Origin of the sequence: Ectopseudomonas chengduensis (genome assembly GCF_900102635.1) — a bacterium.
In the GTDB taxonomy this organism is placed as follows: domain Bacteria; phylum Pseudomonadota; class Gammaproteobacteria; order Pseudomonadales; family Pseudomonadaceae; genus Aquipseudomonas; species Aquipseudomonas chengduensis.
Map to the genome: position 1 here is coordinate 161,627 of NZ_FMZQ01000003.1, position 26,959 is coordinate 188,585.

Sequence of the window (26,959 nt, forward strand, 5' to 3'; positions counted from 1 at the left end):
CGTGGTGAGCGGTTATATGAGGGTTAAGTTATTGTGGGGGCGGTGCTTATGAACATCCCTGTTCATGTTTTGTCTTAGCGAGTAGCCAAAGCGTAGTTGCTCTGCATCCAGTTATGATGATGCCTTTCGCTGCGGTTCATCGACCAGTTGGTGAGTGCCACCATAGCCAGAGTTCCGCCGATAATCATAAGGGGATAGGCTACTGTTAGTTCGACCAGTGAATACTTCCAGGCCAGCGGTCGGCCAACGCCGAGAAGGGCCGCGTAGAACCAGGAAACACCGGACAGTGCGCCAGAAAAAATGGCCAGGTGACGCATGTTCGCTGACAGCTTGAGCAAAGACCCGGTTTTTTGCAGAGCTGGCAGTATCGAGTTGTGCAAGACCATACCATTGAGGGTCAATAGCACGACAATACTGATCTTGGCTTGCAGTTTGGGGTTCATGAAGTACTGCATGCCGGCGCTGGAGGCGTCTAGCGCAATGATGGCGATGCCACTGATCCATAGGGCAATAAGTGAGATGCCGACCACGCTTTTCAGATGTGCCAGGTGTTCGCGACACTGTTTTGCGCCTTCACCTTTAAGCAGCTGCTTAATCATGGCGATATCGCTGGTTAGTATCAAACCAATGGCAACGCAGCAGGCGATGAGGTGTATATAAATGATCCCTAAACGTAATAGTTCCATTGCTTCTTTGTTTTGGAGAGCGGAAATTAGAAGTGTGTAAAGGTCCATGTAAATACCTCGGACTCTGCAAAAATAAATAAAAATAACCATGCGTCAGAGCATATTTAATTGGCACTGACTTTGTTTTGTGTGTGGTTACTGATCGCTAATCACTTTCTGGTAATTATTAACTGCAGAAAACCTCTTTTATCTGGACAATAGCAAACCACCGACGCAATCTCTTGCAGTCAAGGAATCTTCCAGATTCGGGGGGGCGATGGAGCGATGGACAGGGTTTGTGCTCGAGCCGGGGGAAGGCCCACGACTATGAGAGCAATGGTAAGCGCTGTAGTTCATTTTTTGATCAGCCGTTCGTCGTTCATGGGCCCTCGGGCTGTGACCTGCTGAGCATTTTCTAATCAATCAGGTCGTTAGGGTGGTCCTGAGGTCTTGGCTCGCTCATGCGCTAACGGCGCCTGGCTGGGGCTCGTTCGGCAGGTTGTAAAATTTTCTTGACGAGAGTCAGACTCCTCTCAGAGCCTGGCATGCGGCACTTCTATCGGTGTTCAGGGTTATGGCGCTATTTCATTGGGCTGCATGATGTGTTAAGAAAAACGCACAAATCACCCGCCCGCATGTTCACCACAGGAAACCTCATGTCGCTGCGTATCTGCATCCTGGAAACTGACATCCTCCGCCCCGAACTGGTCGACCAGTACCAGGGTTATGGCCACATGTTCGAGCAGCTGTTCGCTCAACAGCCGGTCACGGCAGAGTTCAGTGTCTACAACGTGGTGGAAGGGAATTACCCGCCCGATAGCGAGAAATTCGATGCCTATCTGGTGACCGGCAGCAAGGCGGATTCTTTCGGCAGCGATCCCTGGATTCAGACCCTCAAGGAGTATCTGCTCGAGCGCTACAAGCGCGGCGACAAGCTGCTGGGCATCTGTTTTGGCCATCAACTGCTGGCGCTGCTGCTTGGCGGCAAGGCCGAGCGTGCCGAACAGGGCTGGGGCGTTGGCGTGCACAGTTATCGTCTGGCAGGCAAGCCCGAGTGGATGAGCCCGGCTCTGGACGAGCTGCAACTGTTGATCAGCCACCAGGATCAGGTCACCCGCCTGCCAGAGAAGGCCACGCTGCTGGCTTCCAGTGACTTCTGCCCGATTGGCGCCTACCACATCGAGGATCAGGTGCTGTGCTTCCAGGGGCATCCAGAGTTCGTTCACGACTACTCGCGGGCATTACTCGATCTGCGCCAGCAGCATCTCGGTGAGCAGGTCTATCAGCAGGGCGTGGACAGCCTCAAGCATTCGCAGCAGGGCAGTGCAGTGGCTGAGTGGATGATGCGCTTTGTCGCTCAAGGCAAGGAAAGCAAGGCCTGAGCCTGATTCGGTCCATGAAAAAGCCCGGTTTGCCGGGCTTTTTCATGCCTGCTGGGTGAGCACGAAGTAAGGCGAGAGCTGTTCGCTTCTGCTTGGCGGTGGGCTGCTACGTTGCCGCTTGAGACTCTCGGCCAGGTCCAGGTGGTGAGCCAATTTGTGGCTGCACTCGATATTGCGCGCCACGGCGCCAGCCGAGCCTTTACCAATACCACTGAGTGCGAGCAGGGTGGTCAGCAGGGACAGACTGGCAAGCATCAGCAGGCGAGTGCGTTGGGTTCTGATCATGGCCGTTCCCTCATCCCTGCGAGAGCGTGCCGAGCAGGGCGGGCAAATGCGTGATCAGGCTGTGCAGTGGGCCTGGTTGTTCAAAGGTTGGAGTGCTTGGCTGCAAGGTAGCGTAACTCACGACCAGCACCGTCGAGGTGCTGATCAGGTACAGGCCGATGGCAGCGAGGGCGCCGTTGCGGGCAGCTTGAGAGAGGCGGGACATGTTCTGTGCTCCTGGTCCGGAGTGGGTGTGGGCACAGAATCGTCGAAGTCATTTCGATTGAATAATGGATGTTCTGCAGAGTAACTATCGATGGATTTGATAGCAGGCGCGGGTTGCCTGCTCGCTCCGGCACCCCGCGTCACGCTTCACGCAGATGCCAGCTCCTTGTCCATGCTGCTGATGCATTCGCTCATGGCCTGCTGACAACGCTCCATCAGCGCGGGCATGTCGTCCAGGCTCAGGCCGGCAGTAGGAATTGCCGGCAGCGAGCGAATCAGGATGCGGCCGCTGTTCCAGCGATTCAGGCGCATGGCTTTGCTGTAGTTGCTCACGCACACCGGGATGATCGGAACACCGGCCGTGATCGCCATCTGAAACGCGCCTTTCTTGAACGGCAGCAGGCCTCGGCCAAGGTTGCGCGTGCCTTCCGGGAAGACCCAGATCGAAGTGTCGCGATTGCGCAGGGTTTCGGTGGTCGTCAGCATTGCGCGTTTGGCGGCTACGGCATTGCTGCGATCGATCAGCACGTTACCGGCCAGCCAGTAGAGCTGACCGAAGAATGGCACCCACTTGAGGCTCTTCTTGCCGATGCTCACGGTGCGCTCCGGTACCACGCGGCCAAGCACGTAGAGATCGAAGTTGGACTGGTGGTTGGCGATGATCACGCAGGAGCGCTGGTGTTCTAAAAGCGGGCGTACGTCGGTCTTCAGCTTCAGGCGCAGCAGGCATAGGGCGGGCAGCGAATAGAGACGTGCGCAGAGGCGGCTGTTGTCGGGGTTGAACGGGCGGCACAGGCCGAGCAGCAGGCCAAGCAGGCCGGCCAGGATGAAATGCACGCCCATCAGCAGCATGCGCAAGACGTAAAGCATTGGGGAGAACCGTCAGGGAAGGGGCGCGCAGTGTACGGGCGTTCACTCTGGCGGGCAATTGCTCGAAACTACCGCTTGGCGTGCGTAACGTCATGAATTGTCGCAGAACTTGTCGGTTTCCGTGCCCATGCAGAAAGGGCGCCTCACGGCGCCCTTCAATACTTACTCGGTCTCGGTTTTGGCCGGCTTACCCGGCAGTAGGCCGTCTGCGCGGAACATCGCCTTGATGCCGCGCAGCGCCTGACGGCTACGGTCCTGGTTCTCGATCAGGGCGAAGCGCACATGGTCGTCGCCATAGTCGCCAAAACCCAGGCCGGGCGAAACGCAGACCTTGGCTTCTGCCAGCAGCTTCTTGGCGAACTCCAGCGAGCCAAGATGAGCATAGGCGTCGGGAATCTTGGCCCAGATGTACATCGAGGCCTTGGGCTTCTCCACCATCCAGCCGATCTCGTGCAGGCCCTTGACCAGCAGGTTGCGGCGTTGCCGGTACTGTTCGGCGATATCGCGCACGCACTGCTGGTCACCTTCCAGCGCGGCGATGGCCGCGACCTGCAGCGGGGTGAAGGTGCCGTAGTCGTGGTAGCTCTTGATCCGTGCCAGGGCGCTGACCAGCTCGGGATTGCCGACCATGAAGCCGATGCGCCAGCCGGCCATGTTGTAGCTCTTGGACAGGGTGAAGAACTCCACCGCGATGTCCTTGGCGCCCGGCACCTGCATGATCGACGGCGCTTTCCAGCCGTCGTAGACGATGTCAGCGTAGGCCAGATCGTGAATCACCAGCACATCGTACTGCTTGGCTAGGGTGACCACGCGCTCGAAGAAATCCAGCTCCACGCACTGCGCGGTGGGGTTGGAGGGGAAGCCGAGGATCATCATCTTCGGCTTGGGGATCGACTCGCGAATCGCCCGTTCCAGCTCGGCGAAGAAGTCCACGCCCGGTACCAGCGGTACAGAGCGTACCTGAGCGCCGGCGATCACCGCGCCGTAGATGTGGATCGGGTAGCTGGGGTTGGGCACCAGTACGGTGTCACCGTGGTCCAGGGTGGCCAGCATCAGGTGCGCCAGGCCTTCCTTGGAGCCGATGGTGACGATGGCTTCGCTTTCCGGATCGATCTCCACGTCGTAGCGGTCCTTGTACCAGCGCGAGATGGCACGGCGCAGGCGAGGAATACCGCGGGAGGTGGAGTATCCGTGGGTGTCTTCACGCTGGGCGACCTGCACGAGCTTTTCAACGATGTGCGGTGGAGTCGCGCCGTCGGGGTTGCCCATGGAGAAGTCGATGATGTCTTCACCGCGACGGCGTGCGGCCATCTTGAGTTCGGCGGTAATGTTGAAGACGTAGGGGGGGAGACGATCGATGCGCGCAAAGCGGCGCTTGGCGTTGTCAGCCATGATTTCCTCGGATACGTAAGCGCCCGGAACCGTCCGAGCGACGTTGGCCACTGCGGTGGCCGGCGCTAAAGATAAGGGTTGCCGAACTGCGCTGTCCAGCGCAGTTGCAGGCTAAAACAGCGAATCAGTCGATTCAGCTCAACTCATCTTTCAAGCGCAGCAGCAAGGCGCCCAGTGCCTCCACATCGGCGTCTTCGGTACGCCAGGAGCAAAGGCTGAGGCGAAAGGCGGGGCGCCCCTGCCAGACGGTCGGGCCGAACCAGACTTCGCCAGATGCCTGGGCTGCTTGGCGAATGGCGATGGTCTGTTCGTCCGTATCGCCACGCACCAATACCTGGTTCAGCACAACCCGGTTCAGTACCTGATAGCCGGCGTTACGTAATGTGTTGGCCAGTTCTTCAGCCTGGCGGATATGGCGGTCGATCATCGCTTGCAGGCCGGTGCGGCCCAGGTTGGCCAGGGCCGCCCAGATGGCGATGCCACGGGCGCGACGAGAGAACTCCAGTGTCAGGTTCTTCTGCGCATCCTTGCTTGCCGAGGCGTAGGCAGCATCGCTGTTCATCGCGGCGGCCAGTGCATTGGCGTCACGACAGATCGCCATGGCACTGTCGTAAGGGGTGTTCAGCCACTTGTGTCCATCGGTCGTCCAGCTATCTGCCAGCTCGACGCCCTCAAGCAAATGCGCTGAGGATGAGGCTCGCGCCCATAGGCCGAATGCGCCGTCGACATGCACCCAGGCGTTAGCCTCGCGGGCGATGGCAATCAGTTCGGCAAAACGGTCGAACTCGCCGGTGTTGACCTCGCCGGCCTGCAATATCAATAGCGTGCGTTCATCCAGTTCAGGGAGTCGGGCCGGGTCGATACGCCCGTACTCGTCCACGGGCGCATAATGCAGGTGGTTCATGCCGAAACCGAGCACGCGCAGTGCTTTCTTCACCGTGATGTGCGCCGTTTCTGCGAGTACGACGCGGATCTGTGGTGCGCCGAGTAATCCGTCGCCATCAAAATCCCAGCCCTGGCGTGCCAGCAGCACGCGCCGTGCGGCAGAAATACAGGCCAGGGTGCAGGCGGTCGCACTGGTGCCAAATCCCACGGCGCTCTGATCCGGTAGCCCCAGTGCTTGGCAGACCCAGCGTCCGGCAATTTTCTCCAGCCGATCAGCGACTGGAGAATTGTCGAAAGACGAGGCGCATTGATCCCAGGCCAGTACCAGGCGTTCGGCAGCTGCTGCCACTGGCAGCGTCGCGCCGATGACGAAGCCGAAGTAACGCGCGGCATTACTCGCCACGGTGGCTGGTGAGCCAATTTCGTCGAGCTGGCAGAGTACCTGATCGGCAGCATGGCCTTGCTCTGGCAGGGACCGGTCGAAGGTGGCCAGGGCGGTGATGGCTGAGGCGTCGGGGAAGACCCGGCGCGTGGGGATGCCGTCCAGGTAGGCCAGGGCGCGGCGGTCGGCTTCGACCAGCAGGTCGTGTTCGGTCATGAGGGAATCCTCGGCTAGGGGCTGTCTACCCTAGCCGAGCCCTGCAGAGCGCGGCATACACAGGCGTCAACGAAGGCGGCTGCTACAGTTGACTGAGTGATACAGTCTGAACCGATACAGTGCACTGTATTAGCGGTACAGTTGCTCAACCACCCAACATGTCATGCATCGCAATGATCTGTTCGGCCACCTGAATCAGCTTCTGCTGGCGACTCATGGCCTGCCGGCGCATCAGCGTATAGGCCTCTTCCTCATTGCAGCTCTTCATCTTCATCAGCAGGCCCTTGGCCAGTTCGACGCGCTTGCGTTCGGCCAGTTGGGCATCGCGTGCCTGGAGCTGGGCGCGCAATGCCTGATCGCTCTCGAAGCGGGCCATGGCGACGTCGAGGATGGGTTGCAGGCGCTGGGCATGGATGCCTTCGACGATGTAGGCGCTGACGCCACTCTGGATTGCCTGGCGCATCACGCTGGGGTCGTGTTCGTCGGTGAACATGACGATTGGACGCGGTTGGTCACGGCTGACCAGTACCACCTGTTCCATCACGTCGCGGCCAGGGGACTCGGTGTCGATCAGAATAACGTCGGGGCGCACGGCCTCGACCCGCTCCGGCAGGTCGATGGTCAGCCCGGATTCGTCGATGACCTCGAAGCCGGCCTCGATCAGCGCGCACTTGAGGCGGCCGACCTTCTTCGGGGTGTCGTTGATCAGAAGGATACGCAGCATCGATGGATCTCCCGGCGGTTACAGGGCGACAGCCGGGCTGTCGGCCAGGGCATGGAGGCTGAAGCTGCGCGCGTACGCGGCAGGGGCGCTGCCGTCCCAGCAGGTGCCGTCCTGCAGGATGGAGCTGCGCATCTCGCCCGGCACGGCAATTCCCAGCGCCGTAGCGGCTTCGCGGTACAGGGCCAGTTGCTGCACCTGGCGGGCCACGCCCAGGTAGTCGGGGTCCTTGCGTAGCAGGCCCCAACGGCGGAATTGGGTCATGAACCACATGGCATCGGACAGGTAGGGCTGGTTGACCAGGCCACCGGCATGGAAGCGCAACGGATGCTCGTCCTGCCAGGCGTGGCCGAGGCCGTCCTGATACTGGCCGAGAAAGCGCGGGGTGATCGCCGAGACTGGCGCGTTGACGTATTCGCTGCCGCTGAGCAGCAGGGCGGTGCTGCGCTTGTTTTCCTCATTGTCATCGATGAAGCGTGCGGCGTCGAGCACCGCCATGATCAGCGCACGGGCGGTATTGGGGTTCTGTTCGGCAAAGGCGCGGGTGCAGCCCAGCACCTTTTCTGGGTGATCCGGCCAGATTGCCTGGATGGTGGTGACGGTACAGCCGAGTTGTTCATCGACGGCCTTGGCGGTCCAGGGTTCACCGACGCAGAAGCCGTCGATGCGCTTGGCCTCGAGGTGTTCGATCATCTGCGGCGGTGGCACCACCACGCTGTCCACGTCGCGCAGCGGATGGATGCCCTGGCTGGCCAGCCAGTAGTAAAGCCACATGGCATGGGTGCCGGTGGGGAAGGTCTGCGCGAAGGTCAGTCTTGCTCTGTTCTGGTGCACATGCTGGTGCAGTGCTTCACCGCTGGTCACGCCGGCGCTTTGCAGCGTGTGCGACAGGTTGATGCTCTGGCCGTTCTGGTTCAGCCCCATGAGCACCGCCATGTCGGTTGCCGCTGCACCACCGAGGCCGAGCTGGACCCCATAGATCAAACCATACAGGCTGTGGGCGGCGTCCAGCTCGCCGCTGAGCAGGCGGTCGCGCAGGCCGGCCCAGGAGGCCTGGCGTCGCAGTTTTAGACTCAGCCCGTATTTTTCGGCAAAGCCCTGGGTGGCCGCGACTATCACCGAGGCGGAATCGCTCAGGGCCATGAAGCCGATGTTCAGCACGCTCTTTTCCGGTGCATCGCTGCCGCCGACCCAGGCCAGGGCGTCGCCGCGAGGGATATGCTGTTCGCTCATGTCACTTCCTTCATCCACACATTAGGTTCCGAGCCGCCGGCTGAGGTTTGCAGGGCTGTGCGGGTGGCCCACAAAAAAGGCGTCGTACCGATCACCGCCGTAAAGGGCCGAGTTCGGATACGACGCCGTTGTCGTTCGGGCCTTGTCCGTCGCCGGAGAGGCTCACTGTACGTAGAGAAAGCAAGGCATATGCCAGTGCGCAGAGCATGCGCTGTTGGATGAGGCGTTCAGCGCTCCAGCATCTGCTTCACGCTGCTTTGCGGTATCTGCTGCTTGCGGCCCTCGCTATCGGTGAATTCGAGCATGCCGGTGTCCTTGTCCAGTTCCGGCTTGCCGTCGCTGGTGAGCATCTGGCCATCGGTAGTGGTGATGATGTACTCGCTGCTGCAACCGGCCAGGCCGAACAGACACAGGACGGCGATGATCCATGGTTTCATGACGTGCTCCTGAATGATGATCTGGGGGCTCCCATTTCAGAAGGTAGACGGTGGCGCACTGGCTGCAAGCCGGGTGCGGCAAAAGGCCCATGTGTGCGTGCATAAAAAAGCCCCGCACTAGTCGGGGCTTTTTCTACGACGCTTTGATCAGGCCTGAACGACCGGGATCTTGGCGTTGGCCGCGGCTTCACGGAAGTCGGCGATCTGGTCGAAGCTCAGGTAGCGGTAGATGTCGCCAGCCATGCTGTCGATATCCTTCGCGTAGGCCATGTATTCCTCGACGGTCGGCAGCTTGCCGAGAATCGAAGCGACCGCTGCCAGTTCGGCGGAGGCCAGGTACACGTTGGCGCCATCGCCCAGACGGTTCGGGAAGTTACGGGTGGAGGTCGACACCACGGTGGAGTTGGCAGCCACACGTGCCTGGTTACCCATGCACAGCGAGCAGCCCGGCATCTCCATGCGGGCACCGGCCTTGCCGTAGATGCCGTAGTAGCCTTCCTCGGTCAGCTGGTGGGCATCCATCTTGGTCGGCGGCGACAGCCACAGACGAGTCGGGATGCCGCCCTTGACCTTGTCCAGCAGCTTGCCGGCAGCGCGGAAGTGGCCGATGTTGGTCATGCACGAACCGATGAACACTTCGTCGATCTTGTCGCCGGCCACGGTGGACAGCAGGCGGGCGTCGTCCGGGTCGTTCGGGGCGCACAGGACGGGCTCCTTGAGCTGGGACAGGTCGATCTCGATGACTTCGGCGTACTCGGCGTCCTTGTCGGCTTCCATCAGCACCGGGTTGGCCAGCCAGGCTTCCATCGCCTGGGCACGACGCTCCAGGGTGCGGGCATCGCCGTAGCCTTCGCTGATCATCCAGCGCAGCAGGGTGATGTTGGACTGCAGGTATTCGGCGATGGCCGCTTCCGGCAGCTTGATGGTGCAACCGGCAGCCGAACGCTCGGCGGAGGCATCGGACAGCTCGAACGCCTGCTCGACGGTCAGGTTGTCCAGACCTTCGATCTCGAGGATGCGGCCGGAGAAGATGTTCTTCTTGCCTTTCTTCTCGACGGTCAGCAGACCTTTCTGGATGGCGTAGTAGGGGATGGCGTGGACCAGGTCACGCAGGGTGATACCTGGCTGCATCTTGCCCTTGAAGCGCACCAGCACCGATTCCGGCATGTCCAGCGGCATCACGCCGGTGGCGGCGGCGAAGGCCACCAGGCCGGAGCCGGCCGGGAAGGAAATGCCGATCGGGAAGCGGGTGTGCGAGTCGCCACCGGTGCCGACGGTGTCAGGCAGCAGCATGCGGTTCAGCCAGCTGTGGATGATGCCGTCGCCCGGACGCAGGGATACGCCGCCACGGGTGCGGATGAAATCCGGTAGGGTGTGGTGAGTGGTGACGTCGATCGGCTTCGGATAGGCCGCGGTGTGGCAGAAGGACTGCATCACCAGGTCGGCGGAGAAGCCCAGGCAAGCCAGGTCCTTCAGCTCGTCGCGGGTCATCGGGCCAGTGGTGTCCTGGGAGCCGACGGTGGTCATCTTCGGTTCGCAGTAGGTGCCCGGACGTACGCCTTCGACGCCGCAGGCCTTGCCGACCATCTTCTGCGCCAGGGTGAAGCCCTTGCCGCTGTCAGCCGGCTGCTCCGGCTTCTTGAACAGGTCGGAGGAGCCCAGGCCCAGCTCGGCACGCGCCTTCTCGGTCAGGCCACGGCCGACGATCAGCGGGATACGGCCGCCAGCGCGCACTTCGTCGAGCAGCACCGGGGTCTTCAGTTCGAAGGTGGTGATGACTTCGTCGGTGCCGTGCTTGCAGACCTTGCCGGCGTACGGGTAAACGTCGATCACGTCGCCCATGTTGATGTTCGACACGTCGAACTCGATCGGCAGGGCGCCGGCGTCTTCCATGGTGTTGTAGAAGATCGGGGCGATCTTGGTGCCGAAGCAGAAACCGCCAGCGCGCTTGTTCGGAACGTAGGGGATGTCATCGCCGAAGAACCACAGCACCGAGTTGGTGGCGGACTTACGGGAAGAACCGGTACCGACCACGTCACCGACGTAGGCGACCGGGAAGCCCTTGGCCTTGATCTCTTCGATCTGCTTCAGCGGGCCGATGGCGCCTTGCTGCTCCGGCACGATGCCGTCGCGAGCCATTTTCAGCATGGCCAGGGCGTGCAGCGGGATGTCAGGGCGCGACCAGGCGTCCGGGGCAGGGGACAGGTCGTCGGTGTTGGTTTCGCCAGGCACCTTGAACACGGCCAGGCTGTACTTCTCGGCGATGGCCGGCTTGTTGGTGAACCACTCGCCATCGGCCCAGGACTGCAGCACGGCCTTGGCGTTGGCATTGCCAGCCTTGGCTTTTTCGGCGACGTCGTGGAAGGCGTCGAACATCAGCAGGGTGTGCTTGAGTTGTTCGGCGGCAACGGTGCCCAGGGCGGCATCGTCCAGCAGCTCGACCATGGTGGCGATGTTGTAGCCGCCCTGCATGGTACCCAGCAGCTCGACAGCGCGTTGCTTGCTGATCAGCGGAGAGGTGGCTTCGCCCTTGGCGATGGCAGAGAGGAAGCCGGCCTTGACGTAGGCCGCTTCGTCCACGCCTGGCGGTACGCGGTTGGTGATCAGGTCTACGAGGAATTCTTCTTCGCCAGCCGGCGGGTTTTTCAGCAGCTCGACCAGGCCTGCGGTTTGTTCGGCGTTCAGCGGCTGGGGCACGATACCCTGAGCGGCACGCTCTGCTACGTGTTTGCGATAGGCTTCAAGCACAGTTATTACCCTCATCAGTGGTCCCAAAGGGTTGTCCGGGACGCGATCCAGATACTCATGACCAGGCGCTTTTCGACTTTATGAGCCGATCAGCCGAGGTTTCATGAGTCTCTTGTAGAAGCTGCTTTCAAAGTTTTACGCCGGCAGGACGGTTTCTGATGAGGGCTGACGCAGACGCTCGGGGGGACTCCAAGTGGCTGCGTCGCCATCGTACCTGCAGGATCGACTGTGCTCGTGACGCTTTGAAAACAGCTTCCAACGGACATTGGCGCCGTAAAAGGCGGGCCGATTCTAATGGAAAGCGCAGATAAAGTTAAGCCGATGTCCCCGTGTCGGCAGGCTGTTGAAAATGTGGTCGAGGCAGGCAATACAAAGCAAAAAAGGCCGAAAAAGTGCAGCTTAGCTGTTCTAAATGAGCATTTTGAGGCCATTTTTACGCTGTAGTGCCAACGCAGGTAGTTTTCGGTGGCCTGTCGGCAGGGGTGATCTGAATTAGACAAAGGGCTAAGATGCCAGGCCATTCTGCTGTCTATTCTGTTTTGCCATGTCCAATCAGCGCATCAAGACGCCTTGTGTGGGGCTGTGTTCGACCGTTTACGGCGATGTCGTGTGCCGCGGTTGCAAGCGCTTCCACCATGAGGTGATCAACTGGAACAGTTACAACGACGACGAGAAGCGTGCGGTGTGGACGCGGCTGGAAGTGTTGCTGGTGCAGGTGATGACCGCCAAGGTGGAGGTGTTCGACGAGCAGCGTCTGCGCGGGCAACTAGAGCAGCGGCAGATCCGCTTCGTGCCGCAGCAATCGCCTTATTGCTGGGCCTATCAGCTGATCGCGCGGGGCGCGCGGGTGATCAATCAGCTGGAAGCCTACGGCATGGTGCTGCTGCCCGAGTTTCGCTACTGGGCGCTGCCTGAGTTGCGCGATGCCATCGACAGGGAGTTCTTTCTGCTCTCCGAGGCGCATTACGAGCGCTACATTGCGCCGAAGTTTCTGCGCGAAGGCTTGGAGCTGAGGGTCTAGCCCTCTGTGCAGGTAAAAATGCCGCTCGTTCCGGAGCGGCATTTTCGTTTCAGGCACCGGTCAGCGTTGCGCCACCAACTCTTCGAGGTGGGCGATGATTTCGTCCGGCTTGAGCACCAGCACATCACTTTCCAGTGCGTCGAGTATGACTTCGGCCGTGTTGCCGATCAGTGCGCCGGAAAGCCCGGTGCGCGCGACGGTGCCGATCACCGTGACCGCCGCGTCGAGTTGATGGGCAACCTGCGGAATTACCACGTCGGCCGGGCCTTCGAGTACATGCAGGCGCTCATCGCTGATGTCGTACTCGGCCTGGAAGCTGCGGCACTGCTCGCGGTAGCGCGCCTCGATGGTTTCCTTGAGCTGGAAGGTCGGGTCGGCTGCCGACAGCATCGGTGTCGGATGCGCGGTAGTCACGTGCAGGGTGCCTTTGGCCAGGCCGGCAATGTCGTAGCCATGGCTGATGATCCCGGCATGCAGGGTGCGGTGTTCGCCATCGGCGTTGCCCACGTCCACGGCGGCGAGGATGTTGCCGCCCATCCAGGGGCGCTCGGTCTTGACCATCAGCACCGGACCCGGGCAGTAGCGCAGCAGCTTCCAGTCTTCCGGGGTGAGCAGGGCCTTTTTCAGCGGGTTGTCCGGCAGATGTTGCTTGATCACCAATCCACAGCCTTCAGCCTGCTGCACGGCGATGATGGTCTGGTGCGGGTTGTCATGCCAGGACTGCTGAGTGGAGACGCTGAAACCTTCTTCACCGAGGGTGCTGCTGAGATCGCTGAGCCAGGCGCTGTGGTCGCCTTTCTTGTCGCAGACCAGCAGGTGCAGATGCGACTGGGTGACTCCCGCTATCAGTTTTGCCCGCTTCAGTGCGAGGCCTTCGGGGTGCTGGGGCTCCATCACCACCAGAATGCTACGGATCGCTTGCATGGTCGTCTCCCTGAGAATGAATAGCGCTTATTCAACTATAGGTGCGTCGTTGCCAGCGGCTTGTTGACCTGCATCAACGGCGTGCTGGTCGTCCGACCTGCCACTCGTATAATGGCCCGCCATTTTCAACCTCGCCAGCACCTAGAGCGCTTCAAATATGATGTCAAATGCTGAGCAAATTCCGACTAACGGTGAAGAACCTGTGTCGATTCTGCAGGAAATTCTCGGGTTTCTCGGTGGCGTCGCCACGCCGGATGCCTGGCTGGACGAGGCCCTGCGCCAGCAGGAAATCCTCCTGCTCGACCACCGCAACCTGGAGTACAAGGCAGCGCAGACGGCCCTGAGCCTGATGGGGCGCTACCTGACCAAGACCGAATTGACCGCGAGAATGTCGCGTTTGGCTCGTGAGGAGCTGGTGCACTTCGAGCAGGTGAGCAAGATCATCCGCGGGCGTGGCATCGAGGTTCGTCATGTTTCCGCCTCGCGTTACGCGGCCGGCCTGCGCGCGTTGCTGCGCGGTGGCGAAGTGGAGCGGCTGGTGGATGTGCTGGTGGTGGGCGCCTTCATCGAGGCGCGCTCCTGCGAACGCTTCGCGGCCCTGGTACCACGCCTGGATGCCGAACTGGCCAAGTTCTACGCCGGATTGCTGGAGAGCGAAGGGCGTCACTACCGCGGTTATCTCAAGCTTGCCTACCTGTATGGCGACGCGGCCGACGTGGATGCGCGTATCGAGGTGGTGCGCGCAGTGGAGCAGGAGCTGATCACCACGCCAGATGAGCAGTTCCGTTTCCATAGTGGCGTGCCCGCATAAAGTAGTCGCAAAGCGGCCATCTGATGACCCTCTCCCATTTATGGGAGACGACTGCATGGATGCAGGAGGTAGGGCGACGCAGGACGCCAAAGCCGAGGGTGCCCGCAGGGCGGGAGAGGGGGCTTCAGCCTACGCCGTTGCCCTCTCCCCCAGCCCCTCTCCCGCAAGCGGGAGAGGGGAGCAAGGCCCTGCAGTCGTAGCACGGATGAAATCCGGGGATTTATCGAAAGATCCCCCGGATTTCATCCGGGCTACGGTCAGGCTGGCGTCAGTTCGAACGGCGCCTGGTTGAAGCCCGTTTCGTCGACCTGCAGCGCCCAGCCCTGGCGATCCCAGTCCCCCAGCACGATGCGCCGTGCCGCTTGGTCGTTGACTTCCAGCTCATGCACAGCCGGCCTGTGGGTGTGGCCATGGATCAGCGTGCGCACACCATGCGCGGCCATCACCTTGACCACTTCCTCTGGCGTGACGTCGACAATCTCGCTGGCTTTCATCCGCGTCTGTGCGCGGCTTTCGTTGCGCAGCTTGCGCGCCAGCTTCTGTCGCGTGCTCAGTGGCAGGTTGCGCAGGATCAGCAGCGACAGCGGATTGCGCAGCCAGCGGCGCAGCTTCATGTAGCCGACATCGAGGGTGCACAGGCTGTCGCCGTGCATCAGCAGTACCGGCTCGCCATTCATCTGCACCTTGTGCGGGTCGCCCAGCAGGGTGCAGCCGGCCTCGCGGCAGAACGCCTTGCCGATAAGGAAGTCGCGATTGCCGTGCATCAGGTAGATGTGCGTGCCGGCATCACTCAGCTCACGCAGAGCGCGGGCGATCTCGTGCTGGAAGGGCGTCATGCCGTCGTCGCCGATCCAGACTTCGAAGAAGTCGCCGAGGATATACAGCGCCTCGGCCTGGCGCGCGCGGGTGGCGAGAAAAAGCAGAAACGCCCGGGTGATGTCCGGGCGTTTCTCTTCGAGGTGCAGATCGGAGATCAGCAGGATCATTTCGTTCAACAGACCGATGAAAAAGGTAGCGAGCGACGGCTAGGCTAGGCGCGGGTGGCCGAGGGCGCGGAGTTTACGGGCTGTAAATGAGCAGCCCGAGGCCGGCCGCAACGACGCATAGCCTAGCGCAGTAGTTTTTCGTCGGTCTGTCAGACGACTTCGGCCTTCTCGATTACCACGTCGTCCACCGGTACGTCCTGGTGGCCGGATTTCATGGTGGTGGCGACGCCCTTGATCTTCTCGACCACGTCCATGCCTTCGACCACTTCACCGAACACCGCGTAGCCCCAGCCCTGAACGGTCGGTGCGCTGTGGTTGAGGAAGCCGTTGTCGGCGACGTTGATGAAGAACTGCGCGCTGGCCGAGTGCGGCTCCATGGTGCGAGCCATGGCGACGGTGCCGACCTTGTTGGCCACGCCGTTGTTGGCTTCGTTCTTGATCGGTGCGCGGGTCGGCTTCTGCTTCATGCCCGGTTCGAAACCGCCGCCCTGGATCATGAAGTTGCCGATCACGCGGTGGAAAATGGTGCCGTCGTAATGGCCTTCCTTCACGTATTGCTCGAAGTTGGCCACGGTTTCCGGGGCCTTGTCAGCGAACAGGTTCAGGGTGATGACGCCGTGGTTGGTGTGCAGTTTGATCATGATCGTATCCGTGATGAGGCAGGTTCGAGCCAGTGGCCCTGAGGTGAACAGCGCTTGTCAGGGTGGCATGCACCCTGTCAGGGGCTTGACAGGTTGGTTATGATACGGACTTTGCCCGAAGCGGCCTACCCTGTGCCGCGCCAGTATTGTTAAGGACACCATGAGCAAGCCTACCGTCGAAAAAGCTGCCAACTTCCTGCGCCCCATCGTCCAGGCTGATCTGGACAGCGGCAAGCACGCCAAGATCGTGACCCGCTTCCCGCCGGAGCCCAACGGCTACCTGCACATCGGCCATGCCAAGAGCATCTGCCTGAACTTTGGCCTGGCCGAAGAGTTCGGCGGCCAGTGCAACCTGCGTTTCGACGACACTAATCCGGCCAAGGAAGATCAGGAATACATCGACGCGATCAAGGCCGATGTCGAATGGCTGGGCTTCAAGTGGGCCGGTGAGGAGCGCTACGCCTCCAACTATTTCGACCAACTGCATGCCTGGGCCATCGAGCTGATCAAGGCGGGCAAGGCCTTTGTCTGCGACCTGAACGCCGAGGAAATGCGCGAGTACCGCGGCAACCTGACCGAGCCCGGGAAGAACAGCCCGTTCCGCGAGCGCAGTGTCGAGGAAAACCTCGATCTGTTCGCCCGCATGAAGGCCGGCGAGTTCCCCGATGGCGCCCGTTCGCTGCGCGCCAAGATCGACATGGCTTCGCCGAACATCAACCTGCGCGACCCGATCCTCTATCGCATTCGCCACGCTCACCACCATCAGACCGGTGACAAGTGGTGCATCTACCCGAGCTATGACTTCACCCACGGCCAGTCGGACGCCATCGAGGGCATCACTCACTCCATCTGCACCCTGGAGTTCGAGGACCATCGTCCGCTGTACGAGTGGTTCCTGACCAACCTGTCGGTGCCGGCACAGCCGCGTCAGTACGAATTCGCCCGGCTGAACCTGAACTACACCATCACCAGCAAGCGCAAACTCAAGCAGCTGGTGGACGAGAAGCACGTCAACGGTTGGGACGACCCGCGCATGTCGACGCTGTCCGGCTACCGTCGCCGTGGCTATACCCCGGCTTCGATCCGCGCCTTCTGCGACATGATCGGCGTCAACCGCGCCGGTGGTCTGGTGGACATCGGCATGCTCGAGTTCGCCATTCGTGACGACCTGGACGCCAACGCCGCGCGTGCCATGTGCGTGCTCAAACCGCTGAAAGTGGTGATCACCAATTATCCAGAAGGCCAGGTCGAGAACCTCGAACTGCCGCGCCATCCCAAGCAGGACATGGGCACCCGCGTGCTGCCGTTCTCCCGCGAGATTTACATCGACGCCAGCGACTTCGAAGAAACCCCGCCCGATGGCTACAAGCGCCTGATTCCCGGTGGCGAAGTGCGCCTGCGCGGCAGTTATGTGATCCGCGCCGACGAAGCGGTCAAGGACGCCGCTGGCAATATCGTCGAGCTGCGCTGCTCCTATGACGAGAACACCCTGGGCAAGAACCCGGAAGGCCGCAAGGTCAAGGGCGTGATCCACTGGGTGCCGGCTGCTGAGAGCGTCGAGTGCGAGGTGCGTCTGTACGATCGCCTGTTCCGCTCGGCCAACCCGGAGAAAGCCGAGGAGGGCGGTAGCTTCCTCGACAACATCAACCCGGATTCGTTGGTGGTGCTCACCGGCTGCCGTGCCGAGCCGTCGCTGGCCAAGGCCGGCGCTGACGACCGCTTCCAGTTCGAGCGTGAGGGCTACTTCTGCCTCGACAAGGATTCGACCGCCGATGCGCTGGTGTTCAACCGGACCGTCACGCTGCGCGATTCCTGGGGGCAGTAATGGCACTGTCGATCTACAACACGCTCAGCAAGGTCAAGGAACCGTTCAAGCCGCTGATCGGCAATCAGGTGCGCATGTACGTGTGCGGCATGACCGTCTATGACTTCTGCCATATCGGTCACGCCCGTGTCATGGTCGCCTTCGACGTGGTCACCCGCTGGCTGCGCCAGCGCGGCTACGACGTGACCTACGTGCGCAACATCACCGACATCGACGACAAGATCATCAAGCGCGCCAACGACAACGGCGAGCCGTTCGAGGCGCTGGTCGAGCGCATGATCGCGGCCATGCACGAGGACGAGGCGCGCCTGAGCGTGCTGCGCCCGGACATCGAGCCGCGTGCCACCGGCCATATCGCCGGCATGCACCAGATGATCCAGACCCTGATCGACAAGGGCTATGCCTATGCGCCGGGCAATGGCGACGTGTATTACCGCGTCGGCAAGTTCGTTGGCTACGGCAAGCTGTCGCGCAAGAAGATCGAAGACCTGAAGATCGGTGCGCGCATCGAGGTCGACGAGGCCAAGGAAGACCCGCTGGACTTCGTCCTGTGGAAGGGCGTCAAGCCGGGCGAACCTAGCTGGGAGTCGCCTTGGGGCGCAGGGCGCCCGGGCTGGCATATCGAGTGCTCGGTGATGTCCACCTGCTGCCTGGGCGAGACTTTCGACATTCATGGCGGCGGCCCGGATCTGGTGTTCCCGCACCACGAGAACGAGATCGCGCAGAGCGAGGCGGCCACCGGCAAGCAGTACGCCAATGCCTGGATGCACGCCGGCGCGGTGCGAGTGGATGGCGAGAAGATGTCCAAGAGCCTGGGCAACTTCTTCACCATTCGCGAGGTGCTGGAGAAGTACCACTCGGAGGTGGTGCGCTACCTGCTGGTGTCCAGTCACTACCGCAGCCCGATCAACTACTCGGAAGAGAGCCTCAAGGAAGCCAAGGGCGCCCTGGAGCGTTTCTACAACGGCCTCAAAGGCTTGCCGGAAGCCGCGCCTGCCGGTGGCGAGGAATTCGTCGAGCGCTTCGGCGCGGCGATGGACGACGATTTCAACTCGCCGGAAGCCTGCGCCGTGCTGTTCGAGATGATCCGTGAGGTCAACCGCCTGCGGGAGTCCGATGTGCAGGCCGCTGCCGGCTTGGCTGCCCAGCTAAAGCAACTGGCCAGCGTGCTTGGCGTGCTGCAACTGGAGCCAGAGGCCTTCCTCCAGGCCGGTGCTGCCGGCAAGGTCGATGCAGCAGAGGTCGATGCGCTGATCGCCGCGCGCCTGCAAGCACGTGCGGAGAAGAACTGGGCAGAAAGCGACCGCATCCGCGACCAGCTCACCGCCATGGGCGTGGTGCTGGAAGATGGTCAGGGCGGTACCACCTGGCGCCTGGCCGAGTAAGCCTCGCGCTCAACGACAAAGGCCGCTTTCGCGGCCTTTTTCATTTTTCGGTTTCTTACGCTGTGAGCGAGCTGCCGAGACCCATAAGGAGCGGTCCTGGTAGGGGGCGAAAGTGTGGCGGTCAGATTTCCCATAACTTTTGCCGATGCGACAGTCAGTTACGCCAGTTCGACAGCTCGTCCGCCAACTGTGCTGCTGGCGGGCGCTTTTCGTTAGTATGCGCGCCTTATCGTGTCCGTGGCGCCACAAGCGCCTGGCGATGCTTGCAGTGGTTCGAGCCAAACGCTCGGGCGACGTTTCCCCGATCCCTCAAGGAAACCCCCGCAACTCTTCGATTTCCTGCTTGTGGTATTTCCCTTTATGACTCGTTTGAAAGGCTCGGACCTCCTGGCCCTCGGCTTCATGACATTTGCGTTGTTTCTCGGCGCAGGCAATATCATCTTCCCGCCCAGTGCTGGTCTTGCCGCCGGGGAGAATCTGCTTCCCGCAGCACTCGGTTTCCTGCTGACCGGCGTCGGCTTGCCGCTTTTGACTGTGGTTGCCCTGGCCCGAGTGGGCGGTGGTATGGATCTGCTTACCGCTCCTCTGGGTAAGGTGGCGGGTGCAATCCTCGCGGTAGCGGTTTACCTGGCCATCGGTCCGCTGTTCGCCACGCCGCGTACCGCCGTGGTGTCCTTCGAGATGGGCATTGCGCCGTTCACCGGTAACGAAGGGGCGCCGCTGCTGATCTATACCCTGGTGTATTTCGCGGCCGTGCTGTTCCTCTCGCTCAATCCCGGCCAGCTGGTCGACCGTATCGGTAAATTCATCACGCCGGTACTGCTCGCAGCGCTGCTGGTGCTGGGCGGCGCTGCGCTGTTCGCGCCGGCAGGCGAGATTGGCGCGGTAGCCGAGAGCTACCGCGAAGCGCCGCTGGTGCAGGGCTTCCTGCAGGGCTACCTGACCATGGATACCCTGGGCGCGCTGGTGTTTGGCATCGTGATCGCCAGCGCCATTCGCGACCGTGGTGTCAGTGATGCAGGCCTGGTAACCCGTTATTCGATAATTGCCGGCGTTATCGCGGCCATCGGTCTGTCGCTGGTGTATCTGGCGCTGTTCTATCTCGGTGCTACCAGCCAGGGCATCGCCGGTGATGCGCAAAATGGCGTGCAGGTGTTGACCACCTACGTGCAACATACCTTCGGCACCCCCGGCAGCCTGCTGCTGGCGGTGGTCATCACCCTGGCCTGTCTGACCACCGCGGTTGGCTTGTTGACTGCCTGCGGCGAGTTCTTCAGCAAGCTGCTGCCGGTTTCCTATCGCACGGTAGTAATCGTTTTCGGTCTGTTCAGCCTGGTGGTGGCCAATCAGGGCCTGACCCAACTGATCAGTTTCTCGATTCCGGTTCTGGTGGGGCTGTATCCGCTGGCTATCGTGCTGGTTGCATTGAGCCTGGCCGATCGCCTGTGGGTTTCCCAGGCGCTGGTTTTCGTGCCGGTGATGGCCGTTACGCTGGTCTTCGGTGTTGCCGACGGTGTTGCCGCGACCCCATGGGCCGACAAGGTCCCCGCCTGGTTCGGGCAACTGCCTCTGGCCGGTCAGAGCCTGGGCTGGCTGCTGCCGGTGGCGGTGACGCTGGTGCTGGTGGTGGCGCTCGACCGCCTTCTGGGCCTGCGTCAGAGCGCTACCACTGCGTAATAGACCCTCGAAACAAAACAAGGCTGCCCACGAGGCGGCCTTTTTTGTCGAACAAGAAAACAGGCAGCCTGGCTATAATCCGCAGCAGTCTTACAAGGAGTTGGCATGCTCAACAGCTATCCGTACCTGCCTCATTTTCTGGCCGCACTGTGGTTTGTTCTGTGCTGGGGCGGCTACACCCGCTATGCCTCCTCGAAGGCGCGAACCACCCCCTGTCTGGCCAGCGTCCTGCATCTGTATCGTGAAGACTGGATGCGCCGCATGCTGCTGCGTGACAATCGCATTGCCGACGCCAACGTGATCGGTAACCTCGAGCGCAACGCCTCGTTCTTCGCCTCCAGCACGCTGATTATCCTGGCCGGCATCCTCACCGTGCTGGGTGCCTCCGACCGCGCCCTGTCGTTGCTGGCCGACATTCCTTTCGTGCAACAGGCCAGTCGTGGCCTGTCCGAGATCAAGTTGCTGTGCCTGTGCATCATCTTCGTCTATGCCTTCTTCACCTTCAGCTGGTGCATGCGCCAGTACAACTTCGCCGCGGTGCTGGTGGGGTCGGCGCCGATGGTGGGTGAACGGCATGTCACCGAGCAGGAGCGCAAGGCTTTCGCCGAGCGCACAGCTCGGGTGATCTCGATGGCAGCCAACCAGTTCAACTTCGGTTTGCGCGCCTACTATTTCGGTATGGCAACCCTGGCGTGGTTCATCAATCCCTGGTTCTTCATGCTGGTGACTGCCGGTGTGGTCGTGGTGCTGTATCGCCGCGAGTTCCATTCGGATGTGCTGGAAGTGATGGTGTATACCCCAACGCCGGCCGTCGAGGTGGCCAAGGAGAAGAGTGAGTGAGCCTGCCGTTCTGGTGTGTATTCATCAGCGCCTTGTTGATCTTCATCGCCAAGGCCCGGTGGCCAGGGCCATGGCCGAGGAGGGCGGTGGTCGTTATGACAACCATCACCCGCGTGCCCAGCAGGCGCGTCTGACGGGTTTCGGCGCGCGTGCCCTGGCGGCGCATTTGAATAGTATCAAGGCCTTCCCACTGTTCGCGGCAGGTGTCGCACACCACGCAGACATACGGCTTTCTGATCGACATTCTCGCCGTCACCTTCGTCGTCAGTCGGGTGCTGTATCTGCTGTTCTATTGGTGGGATCTGCACTGGCAGCGCAGTCTGGTATGGGTGGTGGGCCTGGCCTGTAGCCTGCTGCTGATGATCAGCCCTGCGCTGAAATGAAAGAAGGCCCGCATTGCGGGCCTTCCTGATTCTCAGCGGAGGTTACTGGCCGTCCACAGCGTCTTTGGCTTCGTCGCCGGCATCCTCGATGGCATCGGCCGCATCGCTGGCCGCATCCTCAATTTTCTCGCCAGTGGTAGGTTCATTACCCAAGGCTTCGTTGGTCTTCTGTTCGATGGCATCGCCGGTGTCTTTGGCGGCATCGCCCAGGTTCTCCATCGCTTCGGAGACTGACTCCTTGGCCGACTCCATCTTGTCTTCCGGGGTTTTCTCGCAGGCGGCGAGACCCAGGGCAGTGGCAAGCAGCAGGGCATAAGTCAGAGGTTTGTTCACGGTCATCACTCCATGTGTGAGAGTTATAAGTGGCTGGGCTTACCCCAGAGCACACAGTCACTTTGAATGTCGGCGCTGCCAATAAGTTCCCTTGGCCTTGAAGGCTGGCCCGGACGGGTGTCAGTCCGGGAGCAAGGCGCTATCATGCGCAGCCTTTTTTGCGGCAGAGCAGCAGTGTGATGAGTGAGCAGTCGATCGAGGAGCGGGCGCAGCGGTTTCTGGCCGTGCTACGTCATTGTCAGGTGCTGGGCATGAGTGTTGAGTCGGCCGATAGCAAAGGACTGACGCTGCGCTTGCCTTACGCACCGCATATTGTCGGCAACCCGGACACCGGTGTGATCCACGGTGGCGCCATTACCACGCTGATGGACACCACCTGCGGTATCTCCACGGTCTGCGTGCTGCCGGAGTTCGAAATATGCCCGACCCTGGATTTGCGCATCGATTACATGCACCCGGCCTTGCCCGGCAAGGACGTCTTTGGTTTCGCCGAGTGTTATCGGGTCACGCCCAACATTATCTTCACTCGCGGCTATGCCTATCAGGACGACCCCGAGCAGCCAATTGCCCACGTGGTCGGAGCCTTCATGCGCATGGGCAAGGCCGTGCAGGGCGGCGCTGAGCTGAAACGCAATATCCGGCAAGGCGGTGGCGCATGAGCGAGCTGAGTCTGGAGCAACTGGTAGCGCGTGCGCACCAGCAGAATGATTATGACCCGCTGATCAATCTGATCCCCTACGCCAAGCTACTGGGCATCGAATGCCTGCGTCTGGGCGACGACATGGTCTTTCGTCTGCCAGCCAACCACGACTGCATCGGTAACCCGGTATTACCGGCGCTGCATGGCGGCGTAATCGCCGGATTTATGGAGCATGCAGCCATGCTCCATCTATTGATGTTCATGGGCATTCCACATTTGCCCAAAATCATCGACTTCTCGATAGATTACCTGCGGGCCGGCCATTATCGTGACACCTATGCGCAGTGCCAGGTCTGGCGGCAGGGGCGTCGGGTGGCCAACGTGGCGATCACCGCCTGGCAGACCAGGCAGACCGAACCGATTGCCACCGCCCGTGCCCACTTCAAGGTCGATGAGCCCTGAGTCGTTGAGACTTGCCCGGCAATTGGAGCGGATCGGCAGCGCAGCGAAATCATAACAAGGACCCTGTAGATGGATGCGTTGCTGATAATTGGTGGCCTGGTGATGCTGCTGGCCGGTCTGGTATGGCTGGTCATGCGGGCGTTCGCCACCAGCCTGTTGTGGGGCTGGGGCAGTCTGATCCCACCGATCACCCTGATCTACATCGTGCGCCACTGGCGACGAGCGCGTAGCGCGGTCACGCTCATCGGGCTTGGCGTCATCCCGCTGGTGGTGGGCTTGACCTTGCTGGCGAGCAAGGATGCCGAACGTCTGGCGGCGATCGTCCGTCTGGACTGGCTAAAGCCCGAAGTGCAGGCGCCGGCCGAGCTTGCCATCGAGCTGGACGGTGAGCTCAACGGCCAGCCATTTCACCCGCAGCAGGGTGAGCTGATCGATGGCGTGTTGGTGCTGCGCGAAGGCCTGGATTTCTTCGCCCTGCGCGAACTGAGTATCCGCCTGCCGCAGCCAGTCGAGGGTTCTGTACGTATCGACGTGCTGCCCCAGGACAGCGGTAACCTGCCAGAGGTCGAGCTGAGCTGGCTGTTGCCGGAGCAGGATCTGCCCGAGGCGCGTCGCCTGAGTCGTGGCTACACCCTGCATCTGGACCTGCAACCGCAGGAACCGAATCGGCTGGTCGGTGATTTCCATCTGGTCATGCCGCCACGCTTCAAGACCAGCCTGAGTGGTCGGGTCGAGCTGTACCGTGATCGCCTGCGCTATGTGGATGGCAAGGTCGATACCCGGTACGACTCCAATGACACCATCGCCCATCTCCTGCAGGACTATCTGCAACGACGTTTCGCTACGCGCGACGTGCGCGAGTTGAAACTGCCGGTGTTCACCTTCGAGGGCGATACCCTGGAATTGCAGGTTGACGCGCAGATCGACGGGCGTAACGAGCGCTTGCCAATTCGTTTGCACAAGCGCTCTGAGCAAGGCTGGATGGTGGAGGGCGATCGCTTCCCGGCATTGCCCTCCGTTGCGGCCAAGCAACCGGCACAACAAATTGAAGCGACTGCCGTCGAGGAGCGCCTGAGTCGTCCGGTCGACCGTCGTCAGCGTTTCAGCCTGGCGCATTTGCAGCGCAACCCGGAACAGTACCGCAACCTCAGCATGCGCCTGAGCCGCGCCAGTGGCGGCACGGTGGAGGGACGTTTTGCCGGGCTCGACGCCGACGGCAGCATTCGCCTCATTCAGCAAATGGGCAGTGGCGGTGGCCAGGCCAGCTTCAGTTTCAAACCGGAAGAAATCGGTCGCCTGGAACTGCTGGAGCCGTAGGGCGGGTGCAACCCGCCATATTCGGCTTGCGGATGGTTTTTACCTGCCCGAGACGATGATGCGCCTGCTCCAAGCCCTTGAAATTCATCCAGCAGGCCCCATCTGTAGGTCATCGCCGCATGGGGACTTCTAAAAACGTAGGCGAGGCAGCCAGCGCAAGGCAAAAACAGGCGAAAAAGCGGAGTTTACGAGTTGTAAATGAGCATTTTGAGCCTGTTTTTAACGCAGCGATGGCAACGCAGGTAGTTTTTAGAGGTACCCCATAGCGGTTCCTGTCCTACAGATGGAGTTAGCAGACCATGAGTGTGGAAACTCAAAAAGAAACCCTGGGCTTCCAGACCGAGGTGAAGCAACTGCTTCACCTGATGATCCATTCCCTGTACTCGAACAAGGAAATCTTCCTGCGCGAGTTGATCTCCAACGCGTCAGACGCCGCTGACAAGCTGCGTTTCGAAGCGCTGGCCAAGCCGGAGCTGCTCGAAGGTGGCGCCGAACTGAAGATCCGCCTGTCGTTCGACAAGGATGCCAAGACCGTCACCCTCGAAGACAACGGTATCGGTATGAGCCGCGAGGAAGTCATCGCGCACCTGGGCACCATCGCCAAGTCCGGCACTGCCGACTTCCTGAAAAATCTCTCCGGTGACCAGAAGAAGGATTCGCACCTGATCGGCCAGTTCGGTGTGGGCTTCTATTCTGCCTTCATCGTCGCCGACGAGGTCGAGGTGTTCAGCCGCCGTGCCGGTAGCCCGGCCAGCGAAGGCGTGCATTGGTCATCCAAAGGTGAAGGCGAGTTCGAAGTCGCCACCGTCGAGAAAGCCGAGCGTGGTACCCGCATCGTTCTGCATCTGAAGAGCGGTGAAGAGGAGTTCGCCGATGGCTGGCGCCTGCGCAATATCGTCAAGAAGTACTCCGACCATATCGCCCTGCCCATCGAAATGCCGAAAGAGCACTATGGCGAAGAAAAGGACAAGCCTGCCGAAGTCGAGTGGGAAACCGTCAACCGCGCCAGCGCCCTGTGGACCCGCCCGCGTACCGAAATCAAGGACGAGGAATATCAGGAGTTCTACAAGCACGTTGGCCATGACTTCGAGAACCCGCTGACCTGGAGCCACAACAAGGTCGAAGGCAAGCTGGAGTACACCTCGCTGCTCTACGTGCCGGGCCGTGCACCGTTCGACCTGTATCACCGCGAAGCACCCAAGGGCCTCAAGCTCTACGTGCAGCGCGTGTTCATCATGGATCAGGCCGATCAATTCCTGCCGCTGTACCTGCGTTTCATCAAGGGAGTGGTCGATTCCAATGACCTGTCGCTAAACGTTTCCCGCGAAATCCTGCAGTCCGGCCCGATCATCGATTCGATGAAGTCGGCGCTGACCAAGCGCGTACTGGACATGCTGGAGAATCTGGCCAAGGACAAGCCGGACGACTACAAGGTGTTCTGGAAGGCCTTCGGTCAAGTGCTCAAGGAGGGCCCGGCGGAAGACTTCGCCAACAAGGAGAAGATCGCCGGTTTGCTGCGTTTCGCCTCCACCGCTGGCGAGGGCGACGAGCAGTCGGTTTCGCTGGCTGACTACCTGGGCCGGGTCAAGGACGGTCAGGACAAGATCTACTACCTCACCGGCGAATCCTACGCGCAGATCAAGAACAGCCCGCACCTGGAAGTCTTCCGCAAGAAGGGCATCGAAGTGCTGCTGCTCACCGACCGGATCGACGAGTGGCTAATGAGCTACCTGACCGAGTTCGACGGCAAGCAATTCGTCGACGTGGCCCGTGGTGACCTGGATCTGGGCAAGCTGGACTCGGCAGAGGACAAGAAGGCCCAGGAGGAAGTGGCTAAGGCCAAGGAAGGACTGATCGAGCGTCTCAAGGGCGCGCTGGGCGAACAGGTCAAGGAGGTGCGTGTGTCGCATCGTCTGACCGACTCGCCGGCGATCCTCGCCATTGGCGAACAGGATCTGGGCCTGCAGATGCGTCAGATTCTCGAGGCCAGCGGGCAGAAGGTGCCTGAGTCCAAGCCGATTTTCGAGTTCAACCCGGCGCACCCGCTGATCGAGCGCCTGGATGCCGAGCCGGACGAGGATCGCTTCACCGATCTCTCGCACATCCTCTTCGACCAGGCCGCTTTGGCCGCAGGCGACAGCCTGAAGGATCCGGCCGCTTACGTGCAGCGCTTGAACAAGCTGCTGGTGGAGCTCTCCGCCTGATCTATCTGGCAATAGGACAAGCCCGCTTCGGCGGGCTTTTCTATGGGTGTGATTGATCGGGTTTAATTGACAAGTGTGACCCCGTCGTTT

General features: G+C 61.0%; 25 protein-coding genes and 1 pseudogene. 12 read left to right on the forward strand and 14 right to left on the reverse strand.

Translation table 11 applies throughout. The features are described from left to right. Positions 1 to 74 precede the first annotated feature (74 nt). On the reverse strand, positions 75 to 734 hold the full coding sequence (locus BLS08_RS07455; protein ID WP_017677188.1) for a hypothetical protein: 660 nt from the start codon (positions 732 to 734) through the stop codon (positions 75 to 77). 587 nt (positions 735 to 1,321) lie between these two features. Here BLS08_RS07455 and BLS08_RS07460 point away from each other — a divergent pair. Further along, positions 1,322 to 2,047, forward strand: a complete 726-nt coding sequence (locus tag BLS08_RS07460; RefSeq protein WP_017677187.1) for an amidotransferase — start codon at positions 1,322 to 1,324, stop codon at positions 2,045 to 2,047. A gap of 42 nt (positions 2,048 to 2,089) precedes the next feature. Here the strand turns inward: BLS08_RS07460 and BLS08_RS07465 are convergent, their stop codons facing one another. The 9 genes from BLS08_RS07465 to acnB all read right to left on the reverse strand — a co-directional run bounded on the left by BLS08_RS07465 (position 2,090) and on the right by acnB (position 11,435). Continuing rightward, a complete protein-coding gene (locus tag BLS08_RS07465; protein WP_017677186.1) occupies positions 2,090 to 2,332 on the reverse strand; it encodes a hypothetical protein in 243 nt (80 codons plus the stop codon). A gap of 10 nt (positions 2,333 to 2,342) precedes the next feature. Next, positions 2,343 to 2,537: a hypothetical protein gene (locus tag BLS08_RS07470; RefSeq protein ID WP_017677185.1), complete on the reverse strand. Its 195-nt coding sequence runs from the start codon at positions 2,535 to 2,537 to the stop codon at positions 2,343 to 2,345. Between the two features lie 146 nt (positions 2,538 to 2,683). Next, a complete protein-coding gene (locus tag BLS08_RS07475; RefSeq protein ID WP_017677184.1) occupies positions 2,684 to 3,406 on the reverse strand; it encodes a 1-acylglycerol-3-phosphate O-acyltransferase in 723 nt (240 codons plus the stop codon). 162 nt (positions 3,407 to 3,568) lie between these two features. After that, positions 3,569 to 4,798 carry an alanine transaminase gene (gene alaC / locus BLS08_RS07480; protein WP_017677183.1) on the reverse strand — a complete coding sequence of 410 codons (1,230 nt, stop codon included), beginning with the start codon at positions 4,796 to 4,798 and terminating at the stop codon, positions 3,569 to 3,571. A gap of 133 nt (positions 4,799 to 4,931) precedes the next feature. Continuing rightward, a complete protein-coding gene (locus BLS08_RS07485; RefSeq protein ID WP_017677182.1) occupies positions 4,932 to 6,281 on the reverse strand; it encodes a pyridoxal phosphate-dependent decarboxylase family protein in 1,350 nt (449 codons plus the stop codon). A gap of 145 nt (positions 6,282 to 6,426) precedes the next feature. Continuing rightward, positions 6,427 to 7,005, reverse strand: a complete 579-nt coding sequence (locus BLS08_RS07490) for an ANTAR domain-containing response regulator (protein ID WP_017677181.1) — start codon at positions 7,003 to 7,005, stop codon at positions 6,427 to 6,429. An 18-nt stretch (positions 7,006 to 7,023) separates the two neighbouring features. Next, positions 7,024 to 8,235, reverse strand: a complete 1,212-nt coding sequence (locus BLS08_RS07495; RefSeq protein WP_017677180.1) for a CmpA/NrtA family ABC transporter substrate-binding protein — start codon at positions 8,233 to 8,235, stop codon at positions 7,024 to 7,026. A gap of 227 nt (positions 8,236 to 8,462) precedes the next feature. Beyond that, complete coding sequence (locus BLS08_RS07500) at positions 8,463 to 8,672, reverse strand: YgdI/YgdR family lipoprotein (protein ID WP_017677179.1); 210 nt, start codon at positions 8,670 to 8,672, stop codon at positions 8,463 to 8,465. 147 nt (positions 8,673 to 8,819) lie between these two features. After that, positions 8,820 to 11,435, reverse strand: a complete 2,616-nt coding sequence (gene acnB / locus BLS08_RS07505; protein WP_186351387.1) for a bifunctional aconitate hydratase 2/2-methylisocitrate dehydratase — start codon at positions 11,433 to 11,435, stop codon at positions 8,820 to 8,822. A gap of 529 nt (positions 11,436 to 11,964) precedes the next feature. Between acnB and BLS08_RS07510 the strand changes: the two genes are divergently transcribed. Next, complete coding sequence (locus BLS08_RS07510) at positions 11,965 to 12,441, forward strand: DUF1289 domain-containing protein (protein WP_017677177.1); 477 nt, start codon at positions 11,965 to 11,967, stop codon at positions 12,439 to 12,441. Between the two features lie 60 nt (positions 12,442 to 12,501). On the opposite strand, the gene BLS08_RS07515 is transcribed toward BLS08_RS07510, so the two are convergent. After that, positions 12,502 to 13,365 carry a universal stress protein gene (locus BLS08_RS07515; protein WP_017677176.1) on the reverse strand — a complete coding sequence of 288 codons (864 nt, stop codon included), beginning with the start codon at positions 13,363 to 13,365 and terminating at the stop codon, positions 12,502 to 12,504. 157 nt (positions 13,366 to 13,522) lie between these two features. On the opposite strand from BLS08_RS07515, the gene miaE reads away from it, so the two are divergent. Then, positions 13,523 to 14,176: a MiaE family protein gene (gene miaE, locus BLS08_RS07520; RefSeq protein WP_017677175.1), complete on the forward strand. Its 654-nt coding sequence runs from the start codon at positions 13,523 to 13,525 to the stop codon at positions 14,174 to 14,176. Between the two features lie 257 nt (positions 14,177 to 14,433). On the opposite strand, the gene lpxH is transcribed toward miaE, so the two are convergent. Both lpxH and BLS08_RS07530 read right to left on the reverse strand, forming a co-directional pair. Continuing rightward, positions 14,434 to 15,162, reverse strand: a complete 729-nt coding sequence (gene lpxH, locus BLS08_RS07525; protein ID WP_017677174.1) for a UDP-2,3-diacylglucosamine diphosphatase — start codon at positions 15,160 to 15,162, stop codon at positions 14,434 to 14,436. Between the two features lie 149 nt (positions 15,163 to 15,311). After that, positions 15,312 to 15,803 carry a peptidylprolyl isomerase gene (locus BLS08_RS07530; RefSeq protein WP_017677173.1) on the reverse strand — a complete coding sequence of 164 codons (492 nt, stop codon included), beginning with the start codon at positions 15,801 to 15,803 and terminating at the stop codon, positions 15,312 to 15,314. Between the two features lie 160 nt (positions 15,804 to 15,963). On the opposite strand from BLS08_RS07530, the gene BLS08_RS07535 reads away from it, so the two are divergent. From BLS08_RS07535 to BLS08_RS07555, 5 genes and pseudogenes are all read left to right on the forward strand, one after another. Beyond that, positions 15,964 to 17,628, forward strand: coding sequence for a glutamine--tRNA ligase/YqeY domain fusion protein (locus BLS08_RS07535; protein ID WP_017677172.1), 1,665 nt, complete (start codon positions 15,964 to 15,966; stop codon positions 17,626 to 17,628). After that, complete coding sequence (cysS, locus tag BLS08_RS07540) at positions 17,628 to 19,013, forward strand: cysteine--tRNA ligase (protein WP_017677171.1); 1,386 nt, start codon at positions 17,628 to 17,630, stop codon at positions 19,011 to 19,013. Before BLS08_RS07535 ends, cysS begins: the two co-directional genes overlap by 1 nt. 360 nt (positions 19,014 to 19,373) lie before the next feature. After that, positions 19,374 to 20,690: a branched-chain amino acid transport system II carrier protein gene (brnQ, locus tag BLS08_RS07545; RefSeq protein WP_017677170.1), complete on the forward strand. Its 1,317-nt coding sequence runs from the start codon at positions 19,374 to 19,376 to the stop codon at positions 20,688 to 20,690. A 105-nt stretch (positions 20,691 to 20,795) separates the two neighbouring features. After that, the gene (locus BLS08_RS07550; protein WP_055985509.1) at positions 20,796 to 21,530 is read left to right on the forward strand and encodes a DUF599 domain-containing protein; all 735 of its coding nucleotides are present in this window, start codon (positions 20,796 to 20,798) and stop codon (positions 21,528 to 21,530) included. Further along, positions 21,527 to 21,913 (forward strand): annotated as a pseudogene (locus tag BLS08_RS07555) (MAPEG family protein). Before BLS08_RS07550 ends, BLS08_RS07555 begins: the two are co-directional and overlap by 4 nt. A 42-nt stretch (positions 21,914 to 21,955) precedes the next feature. Here the strand turns inward: BLS08_RS07555 and BLS08_RS07560 are convergent. After that, positions 21,956 to 22,252, reverse strand: coding sequence for a hypothetical protein (locus BLS08_RS07560; protein ID WP_003460576.1), 297 nt, complete (start codon positions 22,250 to 22,252; stop codon positions 21,956 to 21,958). A gap of 173 nt (positions 22,253 to 22,425) precedes the next feature. Here BLS08_RS07560 and BLS08_RS07565 point away from each other — a divergent pair, with 173 nt between their 5' ends. From BLS08_RS07565 to htpG, 4 genes are all read left to right on the forward strand, one after another. Continuing rightward, a complete protein-coding gene (locus BLS08_RS07565) occupies positions 22,426 to 22,905 on the forward strand; it encodes a PaaI family thioesterase (protein ID WP_003460574.1) in 480 nt (159 codons plus the stop codon). After that, positions 22,902 to 23,348 (forward strand): PaaI family thioesterase, encoded by a 447-nt coding sequence (locus BLS08_RS07570; protein WP_055985513.1) that lies wholly within the window; start codon positions 22,902 to 22,904, stop codon positions 23,346 to 23,348. The genes BLS08_RS07565 and BLS08_RS07570 overlap by 4 nt, the downstream gene beginning before the upstream one ends. A gap of 69 nt (positions 23,349 to 23,417) precedes the next feature. Then, positions 23,418 to 24,665 carry a hypothetical protein gene (locus tag BLS08_RS07575; protein ID WP_055985516.1) on the forward strand — a complete coding sequence of 416 codons (1,248 nt, stop codon included), beginning with the start codon at positions 23,418 to 23,420 and terminating at the stop codon, positions 24,663 to 24,665. 299 nt (positions 24,666 to 24,964) lie between these two features. Further along, positions 24,965 to 26,869 (forward strand): molecular chaperone HtpG, encoded by a 1,905-nt coding sequence (htpG, locus tag BLS08_RS07585; RefSeq protein WP_003460566.1) that lies wholly within the window; start codon positions 24,965 to 24,967, stop codon positions 26,867 to 26,869. Positions 26,870 to 26,959 lie beyond the last annotated feature (90 nt).